Source organism: Bacillus sp. HMSC036E02, assembly GCF_001836235.1.
Taxonomy (GTDB): Bacteria; Bacillota; Bacilli; order Bacillales; family Bacillaceae_G; genus Bacillus_A; species Bacillus_A cereus.
The window spans coordinates 53294-77166 of sequence record NZ_KV827806.1 but is presented as its reverse complement, the minus strand read 5'-3'; the positions used below and the strand labels follow the sequence as shown (position 1 = coordinate 77166).

Below are 23873 nucleotides of genomic sequence, written 5' to 3'. Positions count from 1 at the left end.
TCTCTTCATATTGGAGGCGACGTTTTATTTTATAAAATATCTATGAATTATCTGTAGAAGGCGGCGTATTCTCCAAACGATTATAAGTTTTAAAGGCTGAAATTGCTGAGATAACCCCGCCTACTAAAAATAAAGCGGATCCTCCAACTAAGATGATACGACTGACATATGTTTCCCGTGCTTCTTCGACTTCTTCTTGTAACGCTGTAGGCATATGAATCCCCCTTTATAAAAGTTGTTTTATAAATAATATATACAAACGCCTAAAATGTGTTAAAATAACTGATGATTTTATGCAGTGGGTAATTAGATGAGTAGGATGCGAGTGGCTAAGTAAATCTTCATCATAAATTTATGTGAACTTCACATAGAGCACATATTAACATTGTATTATGTATATGTACCAAATAAATAAATAAATAAAGTGAATGTAAGTTCTGTTTTCAAAAATTTAAAATCCTTTTATTTCTATATGAAAGTTTTAATCAAGGGTTTTAAAAAATTTGGAAATAGATCTTATGAATATGGAATTCATATAAAAGGGGAATGTCTTATGACAACATATACGAGTGAAATGAGAAAAACTTTAGTTTCAGAAGAAGATGTAGATATTTTAAAAATTATGGCGCATCCAATCCGACTGCAAATTGTAAATGAATTAAGTACGAGAAAAACTTGTAATGTAACACAATTAACAGAGTTACTGAATATTCCGCAATCTACTGTTTCACAACATTTATCAAAAATGAAGGGTAAAGTGTTACGAGCAGAGAGAAGAGGTTTAGAAATTTATTATCATATTAACAATTTAAAAGCGAGTAAGATTGTTAATGTTTTAGGGTATATAAACTAGTGAAATATTTTTATATAAAATAGCCCCTGCTGTTGAGCAGGGGCTATTTTGTGGTGTTTTATGTATTTGTATTTAAAACTTTATAGTTTTTATGATTTACAATTGTTCGATCAAATTCAAAAGTACCACCGCTTACATTTGTAATTTCAACTAAAACCGATTCAGTATAAAGTTTTAATACAGATCCTATAATCTTTAAATTATTTCGTTGAAAAAGTATAGTATCCCCTACGTTTGCTTTCATAGTACCTCCTCATTAAAGACAGAAATATTTTTTTATTATATATATTAAACCACGGATAGATATATTAGTGAATATTTAGTTTTATTTATTGGAAAAAAATTTGTGATTTTATAAAAAATAAGGTGGATTGAAGTATAAAAAATTTTTCTATTGTATTTAATCAGTAGTTTTTTGTATTTCATCCTTCGTTTTTTGTAACTGATTCCATGTTTTTGACGCTCTATCTTGTAAGTGCTTACATAAACAAAAACATCTTATACAATGAAGGTGTCAAATCAAAAGAGGTGACCAAAATGAACATAAAAAAAGTAAATTTAGCGAATAGCATTGAAATAGAAAGAGGAGGCGGAAAGGTATGAAAAAATCAACTGTTAATCCATGGCTTGTTGTCCTTGGCACAGTTATAGTACAAATGGGGCTTGGGACGATATATACATGGAGTTTATTCAATCAGCCTTTAGTTAGTAAATATGGTTGGAGTCTTAACGCTGTTGCGATAACTTTCTCAATTACTAGTCTTTCTTTAGCATTTTCAACTTTATTTGCGAGTAAATTGCAAGAAAAATGGGGACTTCGTAAACTTATTATGATAGCTGGATTAGCATTAGGACTAGGATTAATATTTAGTTCACAAGCATCCTCACTAATAATACTTTATGTACTAGCGGGAGTTGTTGTAGGTTATGCAGATGGTACAGCATATATCACTTCACTATCAAATTTAATAAAGTGGTTTCCAGAGCGTAAAGGTTTAATTGCTGGTATTTCTGTCTCTGCATATGGTTCAGGTAGCTTAATCTTTAAATACGTTAACGCACAGTTGATTGAATCAGTTGGTGTATCCCAAGCATTTATATACTGGGGTTTAATTGTTACAGCTATGATTGTAATTGGTGCTTGTTTAATCCATCAAGCTGCAGATCAAGGAGCAGTTCATGAAACAAAAACTGAGGAATACACAACGAAAGAAATGTTAGGCACAAAACAAGTATACTTATTATTTATCATGTTATTTACATCATGTATGAGTGGCTTATACTTAATTGGTATGGTAAAAGACATTGGTGTTCAACTTGTAGGACTTAGCGCAGCAACAGCTGCTAATGCGGTGGCTATGGTTGCAATCTTCAATACATTAGGTCGTATCATTTTAGGACCGTTATCGGATAAAATTGGGCGTTTAAAAATCGTTACTGGTACTTTTGTTGTTATGGCGAGTTCAGTCTTAGTTCTAAGTTTTGTAGATTTAAATTATGGTATTTACTTCGTATGTGTAGCAAGTGTAGCGTTTTGCTTTGGTGGAAATATCACTATTTTCCCAGCTATTGTTGGTGATTTCTTCGGTATGAAAAACCATAGTAAGAACTACGGAATTGTGTATCAAGGATTTGGATTTGGGGCGCTTGCAGGTTCCTTTATCGGTGCACTTCTAGGTGGATTCAAACCAACGTTCATGGTAATAGGTGTATTATGTGTCGTGTCATTCATTATCGCAATTTTAATTCAAGCACCTAAGCAGAAAAAAGAAAAAGAAGAAGAGTATCGCAGCGTAGCATAAGTATACAAATCTTCTATAACACTATGATTACGAAAAAGCATCCTATTCTATTAATTAGGATGCTTTTTTATGAGTTATTTTAACAAGGTTAAATTACTTTTGGGATTTTTATAGATGTAAAAGTGAGTGGAATACCCATTTGGAATATAATAAATTGATAAATCGTATTCGAAATATATATTAAATCTTAAATGATAAAGAAGACATTCATTAGTATTTGTAAGATATATTTTCAGGAAAATATTGAGAAAATATATACTTGAGTTTTTTATAAAGCATTGTAAATGAACGTATCTCTAGTTTAGTTTTTTCAATTTTAAAAAGAGGACTTTGAATTTTATTTATAATATAAGTACTTTTAATGCGTTTACATATGATTTTATTAAGAAGCATTAAAATGGTTTATCTGAAAAATAAAAAAAGATTGACAAGTTTATTGAGAAACATTATCATTTCGGTGTAAGATGGTAAATGAAAAACATTATCAATAAAATGGATTTTAAAGTAATGCGCACTTGACCAATTAGTTTAGTAAGTGTATTATTTTTTACAACACAACTGATAATGAAAATCAATATCATCGGTGTTACTTAATGAAATTAATGTTTATGTGAAAGGATAGAGAAAATGAACTTAGGGGAATTTGATGGGAAAACAGTTTTAGTAACAGGTGCAGCACAAGGCATAGGCAGTGTCGTTGCCAAAATGTTTTTAGAAAGAGGAGCCACAGTTATTGCGGTTGATCAAAATGAAGAGGGGTTAAATGTACTCTTAAATCAAAATGAATTAAACAATACACGTATGAAAACGTTTCGTTTAGATGTGAGTGATAGCGCCGCTGTTGAAGACATGGTAAATCATATTGCAAATGAAATAGCGCCAATAGATATTTTAATAAATGTTGCAGGGGTTTTACGTATGGGACCAATTCATTCGTTAAGTGATGAAGATTGGACTAAAACATTCTCTGTAAATACTACAGGGGTTTTCAATATGTCCCGAGCGGTAAGTAAAAATATGATGTTAAGAAAATCGGGGGCAATTGTTACAGTCGGTTCAAATGCGGCAAATACGCCAAGAATGGAGATGGCTGCGTATGCTGCGTCAAAGGCCGCAACGACGATGTTTATGAAATGTTTAGGACTAGAGCTTGCGGCATACAATATACGCTGCAATTTAGTTTCTCCAGGTTCTACTGAAACTGAGATGCAAAGATTACTATGGGCTGATGAGAATGGAGCTAAAAATATAATTGCTGGTTCTCAAAATACATATAGACTCGGAATTCCATTACAAAAAATTGCACAACCTTCAGAAGTTGCTGAAGCAGTGTTATTTTTAGCCTCAGATAGAGCAAGTCATATTACAATGCACAATTTATGTGTTGATGGCGGTGCTACGTTAGGAGTTTAATAAAAATTCAGGAGGTTATTATATTATGAATGAACATATAGCTGTAAAGGAATTGTCAGAAAAACTTTTAGAAGATTATAAGACTGAATCTTCATTCTTTTTCGCTTCACCAACTCGAACGATATTAGCAGAAGGAGAGTTTACTACAGTAAAGCATCGTGAAATTGAAAGTTTCCCAGAGCTTGTGCAAGCGACATTAAGTAATGCGAAACAAGCTGGAAATCCAAATCCTATCGTTGTGGGTGCTTTGCCATTTGATCGTAGAAAAGAAGTCCAACTCATCGTACCAGAATATAGCAGAATCTCTGAGCGTTTACAATTGGATACAACAAATCAGCTTGAAACAAATGAGAATGTAACATTTGAAATGACACCAGTGCCAGACCCTGAAGTTTATATGAATGGTGTGAAGCAAGGAATTGAAAAAATACAGGACGGTGATTTAAAGAAAATCGTTCTATCCAGATCGTTAGATGTTAAATCTTCCGAAAAGATTGATAAGCAAAAACTTCTGCGAGAATTAGCAGAGCATAATAAGCATGGTTATACATTTGCTGTAAATTTACCGAAAGATGAAAAAGAGAACAGTAAGACGCTAATTGGAGCAAGCCCTGAATTACTTGTTTCACGTAATGGTATGCAAGTTATTTCTAACCCGTTAGCTGGTTCAAGGCCACGTAGTGAGGACCCAGTAGAAGATAAAAGAAGAGCAGAGGAATTACTTTCTTCGCCAAAAGATTTACATGAACATGCGGTAGTAGTTGAAGCGGTTGCCGCTGCACTTCGTCCGTATTGTCATACATTACATGTTCCAGAAAAGCCATCAGTTATTCATAGTGAAGCGATGTGGCATTTGTCTACAGAAGTGAAAGGTGAACTTAAGGATCCAAATACTTCTTCTTTACAATTAGCAATTGCCCTTCATCCTACGCCAGCAGTTTGCGGAACTCCGATGGAAAAAGCAAGAGAAGCTATACAGCATATTGAGCCATTTGACCGCGAGTTCTTTACAGGAATGCTAGGATGGAGCGATTTAAATGGAGATGGAGAATGGATTGTTACAATTCGTTGTGCTGAAGTACAAGAAAATACACTTCGTTTATATGCAGGAGCTGGAGTTGTTGCTGAGTCAAAACCAGAAGATGAATTAGCAGAAACATCAGCTAAGTTCCAAACAATGCTAAAAGCTTTAGGGTTAAGAGATAGTTCACTTAATGAAAAATAGGGGGAAGAAAGAATGCTAGTAGGTTATACAGAATGGCCAAAAGAATTTGCCGATCGTTACCGAGAAGCAGGATGTTGGCTTGGTGAAACATTTGGAGGAGTGTTAAGAGAGCGGGCTGAGAAATATGGAGATCGAATCGCGGTTGTAAGTGGTAAGAAGCATATAGCATATAGTGAACTTAATAAAAAGGTAGATCGTTTAGCAGCAGGTTTACTGAATTTAGGAATAAAGAAAGAGGACAGAGTTGTAATCCAGTTACCTAACATTATCGAGTTTTTCGAAATATGTTTTGCACTATTTCGAATTGGAGCGCTTCCTGTCTTTGCACTACCTTCACATCGAAGCAGTGAAATTAGTTATTTTTGTGAGTTTGGCGAGGCGAGCGCTTACGTTATTTCAGATAAGGCTCTCGGTTTTGATTATCGAAAACTAGCAAGAGAAGTGAAAGAGAAAGTGCCAACTTTACAACATGTAATTGTAGTGGGAGAAGAAGAAGAGTTTGTGAACATAAATGATCTGTATATGGATCCCGTCTCATTACCAGAAGTTCAGCCAAGTGATGTTGCATTTCTCCAATTATCAGGAGGCACAACAGGTCTTTCTAAATTAATTCCTAGAACACATGATGACTATATTTATAGTTTACGTGTTAGCGCTGAAATTTGTAATTTGAATGCAGAAAGCGTCTATATGGCAGTTCTTCCAGTAGCACACAATTACCCAATGAGTTCTCCAGGGACATTTGGAACTTTCTATGCGGGTGGAAAAGTGGTATTGGCAACTGGTGGTAGTCCAGATGAGGCCTTTGCTCTTATCGAAAAAGAAAAAGTTACAATTACAGCGCTTGTTCCGCCATTAGCAATGATTTGGCTTGATGCTGCATCTTCTCGTAATGCCGATTTATCAAGCCTAGAGGTTATGCAAGTAGGTGGTGCTAAGTTTAGCGCTGAGGTTGCAAAACGTATACGTCCTACATTTGGATGTACGTTACAGCAAGTATTCGGTATGGCGGAAGGATTAGTGAACTATACAAGATTAGACGATCCGGAAGAAATTATTATTCATACACAAGGTAGACCGATGTCTGCACTCGATGAAGTACGAGTTGTTGATGAAAATGACAACGATGTACAACCGGGCGAAGTAGGTAGTTTATTAACACGAGGTCCATATACAATTCGTGGTTACTATAAAGCCGAAGAGCATAATGCACGATCATTTACAAAGGATGGGTTTTATCGCACAGGTGATCTTGTAAAAGTAAATGAACAAGGATACATCATTGTAGAAGGAAGAGATAAAGATCAAATTAACCGTGGTGGTGAGAAAGTTGCTGCGGAAGAAGTTGAAAATCATCTATTAGCACATGATGCGATCCATGACGTAGCAATCGTATCTATGCCTGACGATTATTTAGGTGAACGCACCTGTGCTTTTGTTATAGCTCGCGGACAAGTTCCGGCAGTAAGTGAATTAAAAATGTTTTTAAGAGAACGTGGTATAGCGGCTTATAAAATTCCAGATCGAATTGAATTTATTGAATCATTCCCGCAAACAGGAGTCGGAAAAGTCAGCAAAAAAGAACTACGTAAAGTCATTGCTGAAAAACTTATTACAGTAAAACAATAATAAAAACCGGAAGGAAGTGATTAGATGGCTATCCCATCTATTTCAGTATATAAAATGCCAATTGAATCAGAACTACCAAAAAATAAAGTGAATTGGACACCAGATCCGAAACGTGCAGTACTTTTAATTCATGACATGCAAGAATATTTTCTTGATGCATATAGCGATAAAGAATCACCAAAAGTAGAACTTATTTCAAATATTAAAATGATAAGAGAAAAATGTAAACAACTTGGTATACCAGTTGTTTATACAGCGCAACCTGGTGGACAAACGTTAGAACAAAGAGGTTTATTACAAGACTTTTGGGGTGACGGTATTCCTGCTGGACCAGATAAAAAGAAAATTGTTGATGAACTTACTCCTGATGAGGATGATATATTCCTCACAAAATGGAGATATAGTGCATTTAAAAAGACAAATCTATTAGAAATTTTAAATGAACAAGGAAAAGATCAACTCATTATTTGCGGTATTTATGCGCATATTGGCTGTCTTTTAACAGCTTGTGAAGCATTTATGGATGGTATAGAGCCGTTCTTTGTAGCAGATGCAGTTGCTGATTTTTCACTAGAGCATCATAAACAAGCATTGGAGTATGCATCTAATAGATGTGCAGTAACGACATCAACAAACCTACTGTTAAACGATTTACAAAGTGTAAAAGATGATGAGAGTGAAGGAATCACTATACAGGAAGTGCATGAACTAGTTGCACAACTACTTCGTGAGCCAGTAGAGAGTATTGATATTGATGAGGACTTATTAAATAGAGGGCTTGATTCGGTCAGAATTATGAGTTTAGTAGAGAAGTGGCGTCGTGAAGGGAAAGAAATCACTTTTGCACATTTAGCAGAACATCCAACTGTTGCAGGTTGGTACAGTTTACTATCTTCACAAACAGCACAGGTGCTGTAACAAATAGACTACATAATAAAGGGGTAGTAAAGAATGCCTAACAGTCAAAAGATTCGTCATTCGTTATCATCTGCGCAGTCTGGTATGTGGTTTGCGCAACAATTAGATCCGCTTAATCCAATTTATAATACTGGGGAATATGTAGAAATAAACGGAAATATTCATCAAGACATTTTTGAATTAGCTGTACGTAAAGTTGTAATGGAAACAGAAGCACTTCATGTTCGCTTCGAGGAGGATGAAATTGGCCCATGGCAAGTTATTGAAGAATCACAGTTTCATATGCATTTTATTGACGTTCGTAAAGAAGAAAATCCTGAAGAAGCTGCTAAAGTATGGATGAAAAATGATTTATCTATGCCAGTCGATTTGAAAAAAGATACTTTATTTACTGAAGCACTTATTCAAGTTGAAAATAATCGTTTCTTTTGGTATCAGCGCATCCATCACATTGTGATGGATGGCTATGGATTTTCACTTCTTAGCCAAAAAGTAGCGAATGAGTATACATCACTTATAGAAGAAACAAACAAGAATGAAAAACCATTTGGTTCTCTTGCAAAAGTCGTGCAAGAAGATATTGAGTATCGTGAGTCTAAACAATTTCAGGAAGATCGTATTTTTTGGTTAGAAAAGTATGCAGATGAACCAGAAGTTGTAAGTTTGGCAGAACGAGCACCGAGAACATCAAATGGATTTTCACGAGAAACAGCTTATTTATCTAGTTCTAGCACGAAAACTTTACTAGAAGATATCAATATTTCGTTAACAAGTTGGCCGGAATTCATTGTCGCTATAACAAGTATTTATATGCATAAATTAACAGGTGAAAATGATATTGTTTTAGGTTTACCGATGATGGGACGTCTAGGTTCTGTATCTATTCATACACCAAGTATGGTAATGAATTTAGTTCCACTTCGTATTACAGTAACTCCAAATATAACTCTTGCGGAATTATTGCAACAAGTTTCTAAAGAAATCCGAGATGTACGTCGCCATTATAAATACCGTCATGAGGAATTAAGAAGAGACTTAAAGTTACTAGGTGAAAATCAAAGGTTGTTTGGACCGTTAGTGAATGTTATGCCTTTTGATTACGGGCTTAACTTTGCTGGAAATCGTGGTATTACGCATAATTTATCAGCAGGACCTGTCGATGATTTATCAATAAATGTATATAAACGTTTTGATCAAAATGAGCTAATGATTCATTTTGATGCAAATCCTGAAGTATATAATGGCGCGGAGCTAGCATTGCATAAAGAAAGATTTATGAGTCTATTTGAATTAGTAGTAAATAATTATGAGAAAAACGAGTCGATTGGAAAAATAAACATTACTCTGCCTGAAGAAAATCATAAAGTTTTATTGGAATGGAATGAAACGAAGGAAGACGATGAGTTAATCAGTCTGCCTATATCATTTGAAAAACAAGTGCAAAAAAATCCCAATAAACTAGCCATTACTTGTGACGGTGTAAACCTTACGTATAAAGAGCTAAATGAACGAGCGAATGAACTAGCACATTATTTAGTAGAAGAAGGAATACGACCAAACCAGTTTGTAGCTTTAGTATTCCCTAGATCAATAGAAATGGTAGTTAGTATGCTAGCAGTCTTAAAGGCTGGTGCAGCGTATTTACCAATAGATCCAGAATACCCAGCAGAAAGAATTAATTATATAGTAAATGATGCAAAACCAGTTTGTATCATAACACATTCATCTGTTTCATCTAAGTTAGTTATAGAAAATGATATGAAAAAAATTGTATTAGATGAAGAAGAAACGAAACTAGCGTTACATACATATTCTCGTATGAATATAGCATGTAAGAATGATGTATCACTTTTAAATCCAGCCTATACAATATATACTTCAGGCTCAACAGGAAACCCAAAAGGTGTAATTGTTCCTATGAGAGGTTTAAGTAACTTTTTAATGGCTATGCAACAAAAGTTTTCATTAAATGAAAATGATCATTTATTAGCAGTTACAACGTTTGCGTTTGATATTTCTGCTCTAGAAATTTATTTACCTCTTATTAGTGGTGCAAGTTTAACAATTGCGCAAAAAGAAGACATACAAGAGCCATCAGCATTAACGACACTTTTACAAGAAGAAAGAGTGACCATTATGCAGGCTACACCGACGCTTTGGCAGGCGTTAGTAACTGATTATCCAGAGAAGCTACAAGGGCTAAATATACTAGTTGGTGGTGAAGCTCTGCCAGAGCATTTAGCAAATAAATTAAAAGAATTAGGTTGCTCAATAACTAATTTATATGGACCAACTGAAACGACGATTTGGTCTACTTTCATGAACATTGATGAAGGTGAAAAGGGTATACCTCCTATTGGAAAGCCAATTTGCAATACAGAAGTGTATGTATTGGATGCAGGGTTACAACCAGTTCCACCTGGAATTATTGGGGAATTATATATTGCAGGGGAGGGACTTGCAAGCGGATATTTAGGAAAACCTGAGTTAACAGCTGAACGGTTTATTGCAAATCCTTATGGAGAATCAGGGAAGCGCATGTACCGTACAGGAGATCTTGTGAAATGGCGTAGTGATGGTGCGTTAGAGTACATTAGTCGCGCAGATCATCAAATTAAAATTCGTGGATTCCGAATTGAATTAGCTGAAATTGAAACGGTATTACAACGACATGAAAATATTCAACAAGCGGTAGTAATGGTACGAGAAGATCGTCCAAATGATAAACGCATCATTGCGTATATCGTTGCAGAAGAAAAGGAACCGATTAAACTTTCAGAAATTCGTTCTTATGTTTCAGAAAGTTTAGCGAATTATATGATACCATCGGCATTTGTTGTGCTAGAAGAATTACCATTAACGCCAAATGGTAAGGTTGACAGAAAGAAATTACCTGCTCCTGATTTTAATGGAATGCACAATGAGAGAGTTGCTAGAAATCCGAAAGAAGAAATATTATGTGATTTATTTGCAGAAGTACTTGGTGTTTCTCGAATTAGCATTGATGATAATTTCTTTGAAATGGGTGGACATTCACTTCTCGCATCTCGTTTAATGGCAAGGATTCGTGAAACGTTAAGTGTGGAATTAGGAATCGGGAAACTATTTGAATCACCAACTGTTGCCGAACTGGCGAAACAATTAAACGATGCAAAAAGTGCAAGACCAGCTATTCAGAAAGCAAGTAGGCCAAATGAAGTTCCACTTTCATTTGCACAGCGCAGGTTATGGTTCTTAAATTGTTTAGAAGGTCCAAGTCCTACTTATAATATTCCGCTAGTCATTCGTATGAATGGAATATTGAATCGGGAAGCATTACAAGGTGCTTTTTATGATGTAGTTGAGAAACATGAAACACTTAGAACAATTTTCCCTAACGTATTAGGTAGTTCCTATCAGAGAATTTTAGATATGGAAAACTTAAATCTAGAAATGGTTATAACTAATACATGTAAAGATGAATTAGAAAGTGTACTTTCAGAGGCGGTAAGATATAGCTTTAACCTCGATTTTGAGCCGGCAGTTCGTTTACAACTTTTTACAGTGAGTGAAAACGAACATGTATTATTAATTTTATTACATCATATTGTAGGTGATGGCTGGTCATTACAGCCGTTAACGAGAGATTTTACAGTGGCGTATAAAGCACGATGTCAAGGTGACAGAGTTCAGCTGGAGACACTACCAGTTCAATACGCGGATTATGCACTTTGGCAACAGCAATTGCTAGGTGATGAAACGACACCAGAGAGTCTTATTTCAACACAATTAGATTTTTGGAAAGAAGAACTTAAAGGTTTACCAGACCAAATGGAGTTACCTACAGATTTCCAGCGTCCAATTGAGACGAGTTACCGCGGGGAAACAATTCATTTTCATATAGATGAAGGTATGCATAGTAGGTTAGTAGAGCTTGCACGTAAAAATGGAGTTAGTTTGTTTATGGTATTGCAAGCAGGGCTTAGTGCACTATTTACAAGATTAGGTGCAGGCACTGATATACCAATTGGAAGTCCGATTGCTGGAAGAAATGATGATGTACTCTCTGACATAGTCGGCTTATTTGTAAATACATTAGTGTTACGTACAAATACATCAGGAGATCCAAGTTTTAAAGAATTATTGAATAGAGTAAAGCAGACAAATCTTACAGCTTATGAAAATCAAGATGTTCCATTTGAACGACTCGTTGAAGTGTTAAACCCAGTGCGTACTCGAAACAGCCACCCGTTGTTTCAAGTTATGTTAGCTTTCCAAAATACGCCAGAAGCAATCTTTGATGCCCCGGATATAGAAGCGAGCCTTGAAATTCAAAGCGTCGGTTCTGCAAAATTTGACTTAACATTTGAAATTAGTGAGAGTAACGGGGGTGACGGTACTCCGAAGGGTTTACATGGATTACTAGAGTTTAGTACCGATTTATATAAACGTGAAACGGTTCAAAAACTAATAGAAAGATTTATTTTGTTATTAGATGATGCAGCGAAACATCCGGATCGATCAATTGGCACATTAGAAATATTAACTGTAGCAGAGAAAAATACAGTGTTAGAAAAGTGGAATGGTGGTTTTCAAATTGCACCAGAAATGACATTGCCACAATTATTTGAAAAGCAGGCTCATATAAATCCAAATTCTATTGCTGTTGTCTTTGAAGATAAGAAATTAACTTATGAAGAGTTAAATAGAAAAGCAAATAAAATAGCTCGATTCCTAATAGCAAAAGGGATTGGTCCTGATCAACTCGTTGCTTTAGCGATGCCAAGATCATTAAACATGGTTGTAAGCTTATTAGCTGTTCTTAAAGCTGGTGCTGGATACCTTCCGTTAGATCCAGATTACCCAGCAGACCGTATTTCATTTATGCTACACGATGCGAAACCATCATGTGTTTTAACGAATTCAGAAGTGGAAATTGAATGTAATGAGGCACTAAAAGTTTTAATTGATAATGTAAAAGTAATAGCAGAAGTTGAGAAATATAGTGAAGACAATATTGATGAAGTGGAACGCATTAAGCCATTATCTCCATCACATATTGCTTACGTTATTTATACGTCAGGGTCAACGGGTAGACCGAAAGGCGTTATGATACCTCATCAAAATGTAGTAAGACTTTTAGGAGCAACTGATCATTGGTTCCAGTTTGACGAAAACGATGTTTGGACGATGTTTCATTCATATGCTTTTGATTTCTCGGTTTGGGAAATTTGGGGACCTTTATTATATGGAGGGCGTTTAGTTGTAGTGCCACATACTGTAAGTCGCTCGCCGAAAGAATTTTTACAGCTTCTTGTTAAAGAAAAGGTTACGGTTTTAAACCAAACTCCATCAGCGTTCTATCAATTGATGCAAGCAGATCGTGAAAATGAAGAGATTGGTCAAAAATTATCTTTACGATATGTTGTTTTTGGAGGAGAAGCACTTGAGCTAAGTCGCTTAGAAGATTGGTATAGTCGACATCCTCATAACGCACCAAAGCTTATTAATATGTACGGTATTACGGAGACGACAGTACATGTTAGTTATATTGAAATAGATGAAACTATCGTCTCTTTACGAGCAAATAGTTTAATTGGGTGCAGTATACCTGACCTTAAAGTGTATGTGTTAGACAACTATTTACAACCAGTGCCACCTGGAGTAGTTGGAGAAATGTATGTTGCAGGTGCAGGGCTTGCGCGTGGATATTTAGGAAGAGCAGGATTAACGGCTGAACGCTTTATCGCAGATCCATTTGGCAAGCCAGGTACAAGAATGTATCGTACAGGAGACTTAGCTCGCTGGCGTAAAGATGGGACGCTAGATTATATAGGACGTGCAGATCATCAAATCAAAATTCGTGGGTTCCGAATTGAATTAGGAGAAATAGAAGCAGTCATAATGAAGCACCCTAAAGTTGAGCAAGTAGCCGTTATTGTACGTGAAGATCAACCAGGGGATAAACGGTTAGTTTCTTATATCGTTGCATCAAATAATGAAGCGATTGATACGAATGAAATGCGTCAGTTTGCTAGTGGTAGTTTACCAGATTATATGGTTCCATACGCTTTTGTAGTAGTAAATGAGTTACCTTTAACTCCAAACGGTAAATTAGATAGAAAGGCATTGCCAGCTCCAGAATTTATTGCATCATCTTCTAGTCGTGGTCCAAGAACACCGCAAGAAGAAATGTTATGTGACTTGTTTACAGAAGTGCTAAGTGTACCTCAAATTGGAATTGATGACGGATTCTTTGATCTTGGTGGCCATTCACTCCTTGCAGTGCAACTTATGAGCCGCATGAAAGAGGCGCTTGGAGTGGAACTAAATATTGGCACTTTATTTGCAGCACCGACTGTTGCAGGGTTAGCTGAAAGACTTGAGATGGGGAATGGTCAAAGTGCACTTGATGTGTTGCTTCCATTACGAGCAAGCGGGGATCAATTACCACTATTTTGTGTACATCCAGCTGGTGGATTAAGTTGGTGCTATGCAGGACTTATGAAATCTTTAGGAACAGATTATCCAATCTATGGTGTACAAGCACGTGGTATCGCTAAAAATGAAGAACTTCCAAAAAGTTTAGAGGAGATGGCGGCGGATTACTTGAAACATGTTCGTGAAGTACAGCCTCATGGACCATATCGTTTACTAGGTTGGTCGCTTGGAGGAAATGTTGTACATGCAATGGCGGCGCAATTACAAAATGAAGGGGAAGAAGTAGAATTACTCGTTATGCTTGACTCTTATCCTGGACACTTCTTACCGAATACGGAAGCGCCTACTGAAGAGGAAGCGTTAATCGCATTACTTGCTTTAGGCGGATATGACCCAGATAACATGGAGGGTAAACCACTTACAATGGAAAGTGCAGTTGAAATCCTTCGTAAAGATGGAAGTGCATTAGCAAGTCTTGAAGAAGAGACTATATTGAACTTGAAAGAAACATATGTAAATTCAGTAGGGTTGTTAGGGAAATATGTACCGAAAGTTTATAACGGAGATATCTTATTCTTTAGATCTACTGTTATACCAGACTGGTTTGATCCTATTTCTCCAAATACGTGGCTAAATTATTTAGATGGGCAAATTGTGCAGCACGATATTGATTGTAGACATAAAGATCTATGTCAGCCAGGTCCACTTACGGAAATTGGACAAGTATTAGCGAAATATTTGCAGAATAAGAAAGGGGTAAGTAGAGTATGACGAATCCATTTGAAAATGATAATTACACATATAAAGTATTAATAAATGAGGAGGGCCAGTATTCTCTCTGGCCTGCTTTTCTCGATGTACCTATTGGCTGGAATGTCGTATATGAAGAAGCTAGTAGGCAGAGCTGCTTAGAATATGTTGAATATAACTGGAAAGATTTGAATCCACAAGGTAATCAAGTTCGCGAAAAAACATTAGTAGGAAAACGATAATGAAAGAAAAACTAAATCCAAAAGTAGTTGTAAGTATCGTTTATATAACTGCGATGTTTATGGCTGCGATGGACGCAACGATTGTAAATGTAGCACTGCAAACGATAAGTAGAGAACTACAAGTACCTCCATCTGCAATGGGGACGGTGAATGTTGGATATTTAGTTAGTTTAGCTGTTTTCCTTCCGATTTCTGGTTGGTTAGGAGATCGTTTTGGTACGAAAAGAGTATTTTTAATTGCTCTTTTCGTATTTACAATTGCATCTGCTTTATGCGGAATGGCTAACGATATTACTTCATTGAATATTTTCCGTATTATTCAAGGTGCTGGCGGAGGGCTTTTAACACCGGTCGGAATGGCGATGTTATTTCGAACATTTTCACCAGAGGAAAGACCGAAGATTTCCCGGTTCATTATACTTCCAATTGCTGTAGCACCAGCAATTGGTCCTATCATCGGTGGTTTCTTTGTAGATCAAATGTCTTGGCGTTGGGCATTTTATATTAATCTACCGTTTGGAATCGTTGCATTGCTATTTGGACTTCTATTTTTAGCAGAACATGTTGAAAAATCAGCTGGTCGCTTTGATTCGCTCGGCTTTATTTTATCAGCACCAGGATTTGCGATGCTCATATATGCACTCAGCCAGGGACCATCAAAAGGGTGGATTTCTCCAGAAATTATGAGTACTGGGATAGCTGGGGTTGTATTCATTACATTGTTTATAATTGTAGAACTGAAAGTAAAGCAACCGATGTTAGATTTACGCTTATTAAAAGAACCAGTCTTTAGAAAGATGAGCATTATATCATTATTTTCATCAGCTGGTTTATTAGGAATGTTATTTGTTTTTCCTCTTATGTATCAAAATGTGATAGGAGTTTCTGCACTGGAATCAGGACTTACGACATTTCCAGAGGCGATTGGATTAATGATTTCTTCACAAATTGTACCATGGTCATATAAGAAATTAGGAGCTCGAAAGGTAATTTCTATTGGATTAATATGTACGGCGGTTATATTTGTTTTATTGAGTTTTGTAAATCACGATACGAATCCGTGGCAAATCCGGGCATTATTGTTTGGTATCGGTATTTTCTTAGGTCAATCTGTCGGTGCGGTTCAATTTTCTGCCTTTAACAATATCACGCCGCCTTCTATGGGGAGAGCGACTACTATATTCAATGTGCAAAATCGACTAGGTTCAGCAATAGGAGTAGCGGTTTTAGCTAGTATACTAGCTGGTTTTGGAGGTAATAACGTTCAATCCGATTTTTTACCATATCAAGCAGCATTAATTGGGTCAGCAATATTTTTGCTCATAGCACTACTATTTTCTTTACGTATTTCCGATAAAGAGGTAATGTCAAAGAAGAAAGAAAAAACATTATCTGTATCAGAAAAAGAGAAAGTACTTGTCAATGAATAACAATATACGTATGCTTTTTTATGAAAATTGATATTCGTTGAATAAAGGAGAGTTTACATGATAGAAAGTAAAGTTGTAGATTCTATTCCAACTTTGAATGAGAATGATTGTCAAATATGGTGGGCAAGAATTTCGGATTTACAATCATGGCATTACAATTTACTAAATGATATAGAGCGAGAGAAAGCAAATTCGTATCATCATTCGGCAGATCGAGCTCGTTTTATAATAGGTTGCGTAATAAGTAGATTAGTTCTCGGCAAGATACTTTCTATGTCACCAGTCCAAGTACCAATTGATCGAATGTGCTCAGTATGTAAATTGCAGCATGGAAGACCACAATTACCAGAAGGTATGCCGCAATTATCCGTTTCGCATTCAGGTGAGTGGGTTGTCGTTGCATTTACAAAATCTGCACCTGTTGGCATAGATGTAGAACAAATGAATCCAAGTATAGATGTTATGAAAATGGCAGAAGGTGTATTAACAGACATTGAAATAGCGCAAGTTATGAAACTGCCAAATGAACAGAAAATAGAAGGTTTTTTAACATATTGGACTCGAAAAGAAGCGGTGCTGAAAGCGACAGGTGAAGGACTAATGATTCCACCAGTACATATTACAGTATCAGCTCCAAATGATCCTCCAAACTTGTTGGTTTTTAAGGATAGACAAGAGTTAGCAAGTAATACAATGATGGAAGATGTAAGGCCTAGTTTAGATTATAGGGCTTCTGTTGCAATATTCAGTAAGGAAGTGACTGAAATTACGCAATTAGACGCGGCAGCACTTTTAAATCTTAAATAAAAAAATTACAGAAGAGGTGTTCCTCATGTTAGTAGCGGAAAATAGAAAGAATGAATTCACTTATAATGTACAAGCAATTAAAAATATTTTATTTTCTGGAGATACATCATCCATTCATGCTTTAGAAAAGCTTTTAAATGATACAGTTCAGTTTGATGTTCTTGAACAAGAGGCACTTGGTAGACAGTACATTCCGAAAGAAGCAAAGAATTTCTTTGATAAAGATGGAACATTTCTTTACCGTGTATCTAATGTTAGTTATAAAGGAAAGGTGTTATCTGAAAATCTAATTTTTGCAGACACTTCGTTTTTACCGGACGCAATAAAGAGTGAATTAGAGAGTGGAAATATTCCTGTTGAAAAGCTTATAGAAAAGATGGAAGTAAGAAGAAACGTATTATATGAAGGATATCAGCCATCTGGAAATATTATTGAATTGTTTGATGGATGTTCTGTTACAGCGAATGTGTATCCAACTAGAAAGTATCAAATTGTAAGTAACTGCAAATGTGTATTTTATATTTGTGAAGTGTATCATGCAGAGAATATAAAGCAATTGCTTAAATAAAAACAAGAAACCAGCCTATAAAATGGCTGGTTTCTTGTTTTTATTTAACAGCTTCTTTTAATTCTTTACCCGCTTTAAATGCAGGAACTTTACCAGCGGCGATTTGAATTTCTTCGCCAGTTTGCGGATTACGTCCTGTACGAGCAGATCTTTCGCGTACTTCAAAAGTTCCAAACCCGATTAGTTGAACTTTATCTCCAGATTGTAATGCATTAGCAATTGTGTCAAATACGGATTGTACAGCTGCAGAAGCGTCCTTTTGAGAAATATCAGCTGATTGAGCTACGTTTTTAATCAATTCTGTTTTGTTCATGTTTTCACCTCATAAAAAAATTTTTGGAATGAATGTTTTAGTATAATAGATAGTAAAGATAAAGCTATCACCATGATTAGAAAGAATACTATATAATTATGTTAATTTCGTTGCAAGAGACTGAATCCCTTCTATTATTTAGGGATTAATTAAGAATTGATGCATATAAAAAGCTTTAATATGAGGATGAGGGGGAGTATACGAATGATTTTTCGTGAAAAAAATGAGAAGGAAAGTATATTAATTCGTCAACATGATCATGGTTTTTTAGCTGGAGAGATTGCAAAGCATATAAAAGAAGACTTTTTTGAAGATAAAACATATTTAAAAGAAACAGTTGATGCAATATATGAGCATGACAGAGGATGGATAGAGCTTGATAAAGTACCAATTTTGAATGATGCTAAAAATATTCCATATACATTTATGGATTGTCCAAGCCCATTACGTTTTGTTTTTTATACGATTGGTTTGAATGAAATTGAAAATTCTAATCCATACGGGGCATTGCTTTGTAGTAAACATTTTTTATCATTTCCACTAAACGAGGAAGATGGAGAGATGATGTCATTTTATAAACATGAGTTAGAACGACAAAAAAGAATTTTGAAAACGTTAACAAAGGAACAGTTTGCGATGTTCGATAAGCATTATAGATTATTAAAGTTTTGTGATGAACTTTCTTTATACGTATGTATGAATAAGCCTGGTGTCAAAAAGAAAGATGAAATTGATTTATTTAAAGATGGTTTTGAAGGAACAGAAATGTTTAATAGTAAAGAGGAGAAACTTATTCAAGCTGAATGGGTGGACGAGGAAACAATTCGGATTACACCATTTCCATTTCAAACGGAATTTTATACGTATGTAAAATATAAAACGATAAATAAGCATGAAATGAAAGAAAAAGGGATTGCAAAGGCTGATAGAGAATCAGAAATGAAGAAACAAACCATTCGTTTCATACAATAAGGAGGTAATATAAATTGAAAGATTATATATTAAAACAGTGTGATTATCATGCTTGGGCTAATACTAGATTATTCAATCGATTAAAAGAGTTACCAAACTATGAGACAATTTTTAATGAGCAGATACAGAGTGTATTCCCATCCATTAAGGATACTTTTGTGCATATTTATATTACAGATCAAGTGTGGTTACATATATTGCATGGTAAAAGTATGAATGAAGCAATACAAGACCGAGAAGATTTACGAAAACAAATTGAAACTAAATCGTTACATGAATTAGAAAAAATGTTTGAAAACATGGCAAATCAATATAAAGAGTTTTTAATTACAATACAAGATGTGAATGCTGTATTTGTTATTGAGAATCCATACGTAGGGAAATTAGAAACTTCGATTTTAGAATTAGTGCAACATGTCGTAAATCATGGTACATACCATAGAGGAAATATAACAGCGATGATCCGTCAACTTGGTCATTCATCGACAATGATGGATTTTGTACTGTATTTACATATGGTTAAAAAGCAGGGAGAGTAATATAGTTTGTAAGAAGGAGAGGCTTTAATTATAGAAGTCTCTCCTTCTATTTTATTCTGGATTCATGGTAGATCGACTGATTAAAGTTTTCTTAAGAAGCTTTATTTTCTTGTAATTGCTTAGCGTATTGTACAGCCTTATATGCATTGACTCTACCGTTTTTCCAGTACGTACCTGTACCACTAATTTTATCAGTAGTAGACTCAATAATTTGGCGGATTTGTGTATTGCTATATCCTTGATTTGCTAAAAGAGCTGCGACTCCTGCAACATGAGGTGTTGCCATAGATGTACCACTTAATGATTGATACGTGCTTCCTTTATATGTTGAATATATATTTGAACCTGGTGCTGCAACATCTACCCAGCTACCATAAGTAGAGAATGAAGATTTTCTATCTGATTGATCTGTAGAAGCAACTGCAATTACTTCGCTGTAATAAGCAGGGTAATTAGCTTTTGTATTTCCAGCATTTCCAGCAGCTGCAACTATAACAGAGCCTTTATTCCATGCATATTGAACGGCTTGTTGTAATGCAGTACCACCATTTGGAGCTCCTAAACTTAAACTAATTACTTTTGCACCCGAATCAGCAGCTTCTCGAATACCTTGCGCTACAGCATCAAGAGTACCACTTCCTTGATTATCTAATACGCGGACAGCATAAATTGAAGTCTGTGGGGCAACACCAGCAATTCCGACGCTGTTATTCGTAAGTGCTCCAGTAATTCCAGCGCAATGTGTACCATGACCATTACCATCATCAGATGTATTGTCGTTATCAACATAATCATGCCCGTAAATTACTTTCGAAGCCAGATCAGGGTGTGAGCCTTGAACTCCTGTATCAATAATAGCTACTTTTACACCAGGATCACTTCGTTGGCTATCCCAAGCTTGTGGAGCTTGAATCTTTTGTAACCCGTATTGATTATTAAAATATGGGTCGTTTGGAGTCCAAAAGGCGTGAACGTAATAATTCGGTTCTGCATATTCCACATCTGGATTATTTTTATAGCTCTTTATTTTTTCTTTTACAGTACCTTTTGAAAATTGTACGACTTCAAAACCTAACTTATCATCTTTAGATAAGACATTAGCTCCGACAGATTTATGAAAAGATTGCACATTACTTAAAGATGCATTTTGTTTGAACTTAACGATTAATTGGTTAGGAACGTAATCAGTAGATGATGTTTCAGCGCTTGAAGTATTCGTGTTAAAGAAGAAACCACCAATAATAAATGACAAAACAGATAGGAAAACGATGATTTTGTTTTTCAAAAGATTTTTCCTCCCTTTTCTTGGATGAGTTTTTCAGTGACACTTTAATGTCACATTCCTTTTCAACTATATAGTTAGACCATACGATTTATGACATTTATGTGAAAAACTTTTGGAGGAATAAAAAGGAGTAAATATTGATATAAATATATTTTTAATAATAGTAATTAAGTAAAAGAGGGGATGAAAAAAGGAACGCTCATCATGTATGAGTCATTCCTTTTTCATAGATTAACTTGCCTGGTTTTTATTATTTTCTTTCAATTTCTCTGCTTGTAAAAAGCGATTCGTTTCAGCAACAACAATACTACTTAATCCAATTAGACCAATCAAGTTTGGAATTGCCATAAGTCCATTTGCAATATCAGCAAATGTCCATACGATTCCTAGCTTTAAATTAGCACCAATTGCAATCATAACAATAAAGATTGCTTTATAATATTTAACTGCACTTTCTCCGAATAAATAAGCTACACATTTTTCCCCATAATACGACCAGCCTAAAATAGTAGAGTAGGCAAATAAAATAATTGCGATACCGAGAATCATACTACCAGCAGTACCAAATACAGATTGGAATGCAAGTGTTGTAGCTTCAACGCCAGTTTTACCAGATCTCCAAGCACCTGTAGTAATTAATACTAGTCCTGTAATTGTACATACAATAAACGTATCTAGAAAAGTACCAGTCATTGAAACTAAAGCTTGCTTTGCAGGCGAATCAGTTTTTGCCGCCGCCGCGGCAATAGGGGCACTCCCTAAACCAGCTTCGTTCGCAAATACACCACGCGCCATTCCGATTTGAATAGCTGATGCAACTGTTGCCCCAATAAAACCACCAGCAGCTGCTGTACCATTAAATGCACCAGAAAAAATAAGTGAAAATGCTTCTGGAATTTGGTCGTAGTGATAGAAAATAATTATAAGACCAGCAATTATATAAAAGAAAGCTTTAATAGGAACGACATATCCCGTCACTTTCCCAATTTTTTTTACACCGCCTAAAATAACAATTGCGATTAAAAATGACATTACTATACCAGTTAAAGCAGGAGGGAAAGAGAAATTAATTCGCATTGCCTCTGCAACTGAGTTAGATTGCACCATATTACCAATACCGAAAGAAGCAGTTGTGCCGAATATAGCGAATAATACTGCCAGCCATTTCTTACCTAAACCACGCTCTAAATAATACATTGGTCCACCTGAATATTCACCATTTTCATTACTAACACGGTATTTTACTGCAAGTATTGCCTCGGCATACTTTGTTGCCATACCGAATAAAGCGGTAATCCACATCCAAAATATTGCACCAGGACCACCAATTGTAACCGCTGTTGCAACACCGGCTATATTTCCCATACCAATCGTTGCGGCCATAGCTGTCATGAGTGCTTGGAAGTGACTAATATCTCCAGAAGAAGAAGTATCTTCTGATTTTTTAAACGCTAGTTTGTGAGCGTATAATAGTTTACTAAACTGTAAACCTTTCAAACGCACTGTGAGAATGATACCTGTTCCAACGAGTAGCAACAAAGTTGGTAATCCCCACACGTATTGATTCATTTGTTCTAATACTTTACTTACTGTCTCCATCTTTATTCTCCTTTTTTAGAAAAAATAAAAACCACTTCAAGTAAATGAAATGGTCTCTGGAGAAACAAGGGATAGAAAAATAAACCGATACAATCGGCTTTTTCTTTCGCTTGTCTCTGTCCTTTTACCTGAGAGATTATCCGCTAAAGTAGCGGATTTGCTCCTTCGGTGCTCGTTTTCCTCCGCGCTCTATGAAAGCGAGAGGGAGTCTCTCCAGAGATTCGTCCCCATGCAGTTCTACTTGTAACCAAGACCTGAGAGTTTCAAAGTTGGTATAACAACTTTTTGCCCCGTCGGTAGATCAATAGACCTTCTCCTGAATGGTTCATCCGAATTATAAAATTTATAAACACATTGATTGTAAATCAATAAAAACATTATAGACATACAAATTGTGAATTGCAATCATTTTTTATTTTAAAATAGTAAATAGTTTTATTTTTTTGTAAGTCCTAATTTATCTTCAACTTCATTTAAAGTAGATAAAGCGATGACAATATGTTGATCCGCAAGTCCTAAAGCTTGTTTTGTTTTTTCAATAGTTTCATCGGTTGGAGTAGAGTTATTTGCTCCGTCTATAATCAAATTTGCTGCATTTTTCATGAAATTTGATGCGGATTTAAACTGATTTGTGAATTGAAGTAGTTGTTTTTGTATATCTATATCTGTTATGTTTTCTTCAATTTTAAGCGTGTCTATTTCGTTCATAATTGTTTCGTACTGCTTGGAAACAGCACTCATTGTAACTAATAGTTTATTTCGATCTACTGAATCTCCATTTGTGTTAATCTCTTCCCAGGCAGGTAACCAATCTTTTTCGATGATGTCATTATAATGAGTAGTCAATTCATTAATTTTAGGTTGTAATTTAGTTTTGAAAGTTTTTGTATCCGCTGTTTCTACAGTTGCTTTTTCGTTGTTATTTTTAACATTAGTAACATAGAAAATCGTACCGAAAATGATGAAAATAGAAATAACAACTGTCCATTTAGTAAAAAGTAATTTCCGCAATATGTAACGCCTCCAAAATTTAAAAACTTATAATTATAATATATAACAATAATGTTGTTTAAAGTAGAGAAAATAGGTTAGAAATAATTTTAATTAT

The 23873-nt window shown here is 35.4% G+C and carries 19 protein-coding genes and 1 riboswitch; of the genes, 13 read left to right on the top strand and 6 right to left on the bottom strand.

Going from position 1 to position 23873, the window contains the following annotated elements; translation table 11 throughout:
- Positions 1-40: 40 nt before the first annotated feature.
- Positions 41-214 (bottom strand): hypothetical protein, encoded by a 174-nt coding sequence (locus HMPREF2590_RS30260; protein WP_001141667.1) that lies wholly within the window; start codon positions 212-214, stop codon positions 41-43.
- 339 nt (positions 215-553) lie between these two features.
- Here HMPREF2590_RS30260 and HMPREF2590_RS02660 point away from each other — a divergent pair, with 339 nt between their 5' ends.
- Positions 554-853: an ArsR/SmtB family transcription factor gene (locus HMPREF2590_RS02660; protein WP_000214801.1), complete on the top strand. Its 300-nt coding sequence runs from the start codon at positions 554-556 to the stop codon at positions 851-853.
- A gap of 58 nt (positions 854-911) precedes the next feature.
- Here HMPREF2590_RS02660 and HMPREF2590_RS02655 read toward each other — a convergent pair whose 3' ends face one another.
- On the bottom strand, positions 912-1097 hold the full coding sequence (locus HMPREF2590_RS02655) for a YkvS family protein (RefSeq protein WP_000646785.1): 186 nt from the start codon (positions 1095-1097) through the stop codon (positions 912-914).
- Positions 1098-1452: 355 nt separating this feature from the next.
- Between HMPREF2590_RS02655 and HMPREF2590_RS02645 the strand changes: the two genes are divergently transcribed.
- From HMPREF2590_RS02645 to HMPREF2590_RS02600, 10 genes are all read left to right on the top strand, one after another.
- Positions 1453-2655 carry an L-lactate MFS transporter gene (locus HMPREF2590_RS02645; RefSeq protein ID WP_070861313.1) on the top strand — a complete coding sequence of 401 codons (1203 nt, stop codon included), beginning with the start codon at positions 1453-1455 and terminating at the stop codon, positions 2653-2655.
- Between the two features lie 627 nt (positions 2656-3282).
- Positions 3283-4068 (top strand): 2,3-dihydro-2,3-dihydroxybenzoate dehydrogenase, encoded by a 786-nt coding sequence (dhbA, locus tag HMPREF2590_RS02640; RefSeq protein WP_001048432.1) that lies wholly within the window; start codon positions 3283-3285, stop codon positions 4066-4068.
- Between the two features lie 25 nt (positions 4069-4093).
- Positions 4094-5293, top strand: coding sequence for an isochorismate synthase DhbC (gene dhbC, locus HMPREF2590_RS02635; RefSeq protein WP_001002075.1), 1200 nt, complete (start codon positions 4094-4096; stop codon positions 5291-5293).
- 12 nt (positions 5294-5305) lie between these two features.
- Entirely contained in the window at positions 5306-6922 is a 1617-nt protein-coding gene (locus HMPREF2590_RS02630) for a (2,3-dihydroxybenzoyl)adenylate synthase (protein WP_000960116.1), read from the top strand.
- 24 nt (positions 6923-6946) lie between these two features.
- A complete protein-coding gene (locus HMPREF2590_RS02625; RefSeq protein WP_001007267.1) occupies positions 6947-7840 on the top strand; it encodes an isochorismatase family protein in 894 nt (297 codons plus the stop codon).
- Positions 7841-7873: 33 nt separating this feature from the next.
- Positions 7874-15031: an amino acid adenylation domain-containing protein gene (locus HMPREF2590_RS02620; RefSeq protein ID WP_001133906.1), complete on the top strand. Its 7158-nt coding sequence runs from the start codon at positions 7874-7876 to the stop codon at positions 15029-15031.
- A complete protein-coding gene (locus tag HMPREF2590_RS02615) occupies positions 15028-15252 on the top strand; it encodes an MbtH family protein (RefSeq protein WP_000184059.1) in 225 nt (74 codons plus the stop codon). Before HMPREF2590_RS02620 ends, HMPREF2590_RS02615 begins: the two co-directional genes overlap by 4 nt.
- On the top strand, positions 15252-16682 hold the full coding sequence (locus HMPREF2590_RS02610; RefSeq protein ID WP_000660200.1) for an MDR family MFS transporter: 1431 nt from the start codon (positions 15252-15254) through the stop codon (positions 16680-16682). The genes HMPREF2590_RS02615 and HMPREF2590_RS02610 overlap by 1 nt, the downstream gene beginning before the upstream one ends.
- Positions 16683-16739: 57 nt before the next feature.
- The gene (sfp, locus tag HMPREF2590_RS02605) at positions 16740-17489 is read left to right on the top strand and encodes a 4'-phosphopantetheinyl transferase Sfp (protein ID WP_000572999.1); all 750 of its coding nucleotides are present in this window, start codon (positions 16740-16742) and stop codon (positions 17487-17489) included.
- A gap of 25 nt (positions 17490-17514) precedes the next feature.
- Positions 17515-18057 (top strand): hypothetical protein, encoded by a 543-nt coding sequence (locus tag HMPREF2590_RS02600; RefSeq protein WP_000959126.1) that lies wholly within the window; start codon positions 17515-17517, stop codon positions 18055-18057.
- 40 nt (positions 18058-18097) lie between these two features.
- Here the strand turns inward: HMPREF2590_RS02600 and HMPREF2590_RS02595 are convergent, their stop codons facing one another.
- The gene (locus HMPREF2590_RS02595) at positions 18098-18370 is read right to left on the bottom strand and encodes an HU family DNA-binding protein (protein ID WP_001043905.1); all 273 of its coding nucleotides are present in this window, start codon (positions 18368-18370) and stop codon (positions 18098-18100) included.
- A gap of 204 nt (positions 18371-18574) precedes the next feature.
- Here HMPREF2590_RS02595 and HMPREF2590_RS02590 point away from each other — a divergent pair, with 204 nt between their 5' ends.
- Positions 18575-19342, top strand: coding sequence for a DUF3891 family protein (locus tag HMPREF2590_RS02590; RefSeq protein ID WP_000577285.1), 768 nt, complete (start codon positions 18575-18577; stop codon positions 19340-19342).
- Positions 19343-19356: 14 nt separating this feature from the next.
- Positions 19357-19881, top strand: coding sequence for a DinB family protein (locus HMPREF2590_RS02585; RefSeq protein ID WP_000656270.1), 525 nt, complete (start codon positions 19357-19359; stop codon positions 19879-19881).
- Between the two features lie 91 nt (positions 19882-19972).
- Here the strand turns inward: HMPREF2590_RS02585 and HMPREF2590_RS02580 are convergent, their stop codons facing one another.
- The 3 genes from HMPREF2590_RS02580 to HMPREF2590_RS02570 form a co-directional block, all read right to left on the bottom strand.
- Positions 19973-21166 (bottom strand): S8 family peptidase, encoded by a 1194-nt coding sequence (locus tag HMPREF2590_RS02580; RefSeq protein WP_000790937.1) that lies wholly within the window; start codon positions 21164-21166, stop codon positions 19973-19975.
- A gap of 231 nt (positions 21167-21397) precedes the next feature.
- Positions 21398-22765: an alanine/glycine:cation symporter family protein gene (locus HMPREF2590_RS02575; protein WP_000451050.1), complete on the bottom strand. Its 1368-nt coding sequence runs from the start codon at positions 22763-22765 to the stop codon at positions 21398-21400.
- A 106-nt stretch (positions 22766-22871) separates the two neighbouring features.
- A riboswitch (glycine riboswitch) is annotated at positions 22872-22992 on the bottom strand.
- A 208-nt stretch (positions 22993-23200) separates the two neighbouring features.
- On the bottom strand, positions 23201-23776 hold the full coding sequence (locus tag HMPREF2590_RS02570; protein ID WP_001228757.1) for a hypothetical protein: 576 nt from the start codon (positions 23774-23776) through the stop codon (positions 23201-23203).
- Positions 23777-23873: the final 97 nt, after the last annotated feature.

Excerpts from the sequence above, each read along its gene's own strand:
- HMPREF2590_RS30260 (WP_001141667.1), bottom strand. The coding sequence starts at position 214 with ATGCCTACAGCGTTACAAGAAGAAGTCGAAGAAGCACGGGAAACATAT.
- HMPREF2590_RS02595 (WP_001043905.1), bottom strand. The coding sequence starts at position 18,370 with ATGAACAAAACAGAATTGATTAAAAACGTAGCTCAATCAGCTGATATT.
- HMPREF2590_RS02600 (WP_000959126.1), top strand. The coding sequence starts at position 17,515 with ATGTTAGTAGCGGAAAATAGAAAGAATGAATTCACTTATAATGTACAA.
- dhbA (WP_001048432.1), top strand. The coding sequence starts at position 3,283 with ATGAACTTAGGGGAATTTGATGGGAAAACAGTTTTAGTAACAGGTGCA.
- HMPREF2590_RS02620 (WP_001133906.1), top strand. The coding sequence starts at position 7,874 with ATGCCTAACAGTCAAAAGATTCGTCATTCGTTATCATCTGCGCAGTCT.
- HMPREF2590_RS02590 (WP_000577285.1), top strand. The coding sequence starts at position 18,575 with ATGATTTTTCGTGAAAAAAATGAGAAGGAAAGTATATTAATTCGTCAA.
- HMPREF2590_RS02655 (WP_000646785.1), bottom strand. The coding sequence starts at position 1,097 with ATGAAAGCAAACGTAGGGGATACTATACTTTTTCAACGAAATAATTTA.
- HMPREF2590_RS02625 (WP_001007267.1), top strand. The coding sequence starts at position 6,947 with ATGGCTATCCCATCTATTTCAGTATATAAAATGCCAATTGAATCAGAA.
- HMPREF2590_RS02575 (WP_000451050.1), bottom strand. The coding sequence starts at position 22,765 with ATGGAGACAGTAAGTAAAGTATTAGAACAAATGAATCAATACGTGTGG.
- HMPREF2590_RS02660 (WP_000214801.1), top strand. The coding sequence starts at position 554 with ATGACAACATATACGAGTGAAATGAGAAAAACTTTAGTTTCAGAAGAA.
- HMPREF2590_RS02615 (WP_000184059.1), top strand. The coding sequence starts at position 15,028 with ATGACGAATCCATTTGAAAATGATAATTACACATATAAAGTATTAATA.
- HMPREF2590_RS02630 (WP_000960116.1), top strand. The coding sequence starts at position 5,306 with ATGCTAGTAGGTTATACAGAATGGCCAAAAGAATTTGCCGATCGTTAC.
- HMPREF2590_RS02610 (WP_000660200.1), top strand. The coding sequence starts at position 15,252 with ATGAAAGAAAAACTAAATCCAAAAGTAGTTGTAAGTATCGTTTATATA.
- sfp (WP_000572999.1), top strand. The coding sequence starts at position 16,740 with ATGATAGAAAGTAAAGTTGTAGATTCTATTCCAACTTTGAATGAGAAT.
- HMPREF2590_RS02645 (WP_070861313.1), top strand. The coding sequence starts at position 1,453 with ATGAAAAAATCAACTGTTAATCCATGGCTTGTTGTCCTTGGCACAGTT.
- dhbC (WP_001002075.1), top strand. The coding sequence starts at position 4,094 with ATGAATGAACATATAGCTGTAAAGGAATTGTCAGAAAAACTTTTAGAA.